This window comes from Eudoraea sp., from assembly GCF_049665975.1.
Classification (GTDB): domain Bacteria; phylum Bacteroidota; class Bacteroidia; order Flavobacteriales; family Flavobacteriaceae; genus Eudoraea.
Map to the genome: position 1 here is coordinate 1 of NZ_JBATGR010000019.1, position 2,095 is coordinate 2,095.

At 34.9% G+C, this 2,095-nt stretch carries 1 protein-coding gene and 1 pseudogene; one reads left to right on the forward strand and one right to left on the reverse strand.

From position 1 onward, the window contains the following. A partial coding sequence (hflX, locus tag WBN20_RS00690; RefSeq protein ID WP_424280348.1) for a GTPase HflX occupies positions 1-842 on the forward strand: 842 nt, incomplete at its 5' end. 755 nt (positions 843-1,597) lie between these two features. Here hflX and WBN20_RS00695 read toward each other — a convergent pair. After that, positions 1,598-2,095, reverse strand: a pseudogene (locus WBN20_RS00695) (DUF3078 domain-containing protein); the annotation flags it as partial.

Here is a 2,095-nt window from a genome sequence, read left to right on the forward strand (position 1 = left end):
CCCGTACACAGGTAGAGCTTGCACAATATGAGTATTTATTGCCTCGGCTAACCGGTTTGTGGACGCATCTTGAAAGGCAAAGAGGGGGTATTGGAATGCGAGGTCCCGGAGAAACGGAAATTGAAACAGACCGTAGGATAGTCAGAGATAGAATAGCATTACTAAAAAAGAAATTAACCAAAATTGACCGCCAAATGGGCACCCAACGTGGAAACCGTGGAGCCTTGGTACGTGTAGCATTGGTAGGATATACCAATGTAGGCAAATCAACACTTATGAACGTCATTAGTAAAAGTAAGGTTTTTGCTGAGGACAAATTATTTGCGACATTAGACACTACTGTTAGAAAAGTGGTACTGGGTAATTTACCTTTTTTGTTAAGCGATACCGTTGGGTTTATACGCAAACTGCCTACACAATTAGTAGAGAGTTTTAAAAGCACCTTAGACGAGGTTAGAGAAGCAGATCTATTGCTTCACATCGTAGATATTTCACATCCCAATTTTGAAGATCATATAAATTCTGTAAATAAAATATTGAACGAAATTGGCTCTTCTGATAAGAAAACAATAATGGTCTTTAACAAAATTGATCTTTATGAACAGGAAATTATAGAAGAAGATGATCTTATGACCGAAAGAAGTTCAAAGCACTTTACAATTGAAGAATGGAAACATACCTGGATGCAACAATTGGGTGAAAATGCTATCTTTATTTCTGCTCTGAAAAAGGAGAATTTTGATGAATTCCGTAAAAAAGTATATGATGCTGTAAGGGAAATTCATATTTCACGCTTCCCTTATAACAATTTTCTTTATCCCGAACACCTTGATCAATATTAATTATTTTCTAAATTATCTATTCGAATTGTTAGGTGAATTATGCCTATGGAATTCATAGGTCGTCAGGTCATTCATCTGACAACTTATACACTTCATATTTTTCACAACATTATAACTCCACTTCACAACAATAATTTAGAGATTTCAAAGAACCAAACTACATTTACATTGTAATTAAGTGTTAGTGTTTAACCCCAAATCAAAGCATAACTTAATTTAAGTGTTATTCTTCCCGATGTTAACCGGGATGATTCAGAACCCAAATCGGCACTTAACCAAAGTATTAGATTAACAAACCAAGTTTTACAAACCTACTTTTCTAACAAAGCCCCGACGGAAACGCCGGGGTTTTTTTGTTTATTAAAAATTTGAGCTATAATATCCTGGTAATAACCGCAAAAAACTATTGTCAATATATCTCAGAAGTTCAAATAATTAATGGAGCAAGTTTGATAAATTAAAAATAGAATATGCATTTCACCGAGGTAAATAAACCACTCATATTTTTCACAACATGCAGCAATAGATTCACAACATATTTTATGATCAAAAGTTTGCTCAACCTATCTTTACGTAGTAATTAAGTGATAGTGTTCAACCCCAAATCTAACCCTGAACTTAATTTAAAGTGTTCGATTCCCCAAATCGTTTCTTAACCATAATAATAATTAATAAACCAAATTTTACCAACCTACTTTACTAAAAAACCCCGGCAGATTTGCCGGGGTTTTTTAGTTATGAATATTCGGGCCGTTCTAAAACTTATAGCTTAAGCCTAATGTATAATAGGTTTGAAGCTTATTGTCAATATTATCAAAAGTAGCAGTTGGGTCTCCTATTGTATTAATGGCATAATTAAGAGCTTCCTGTCTATTATCTCTCAGGCCAAAGTCAAATCCAATTCCTATCATCTTCCATATTGTATAACTAAAGGAGTTTGTCCAGGTCCAATTAGAGAGATCAGAACTTTTGTAACTCTGGAATATGGACAGATTCGTTCTGAATTTAATCGCACCAAAGTCCCTACCGTAATCGGCTACAATCTTTGCTCCCAGCGATGACTCAAATATTGCATCGCTACTGCTAAATACAAAATTATAATTCAAGGGATGTATCACCACTATTAGATCTTTAATAGGTGTCCATGTAGCTCCAACACCAAGATCCAGGTAACCCGGATCATTGAAATTGCTTAAAATGGTAGTTCTATATTCCGCTAATCCCGAAATGGCAAACTTTTCGCTCAATTTCCG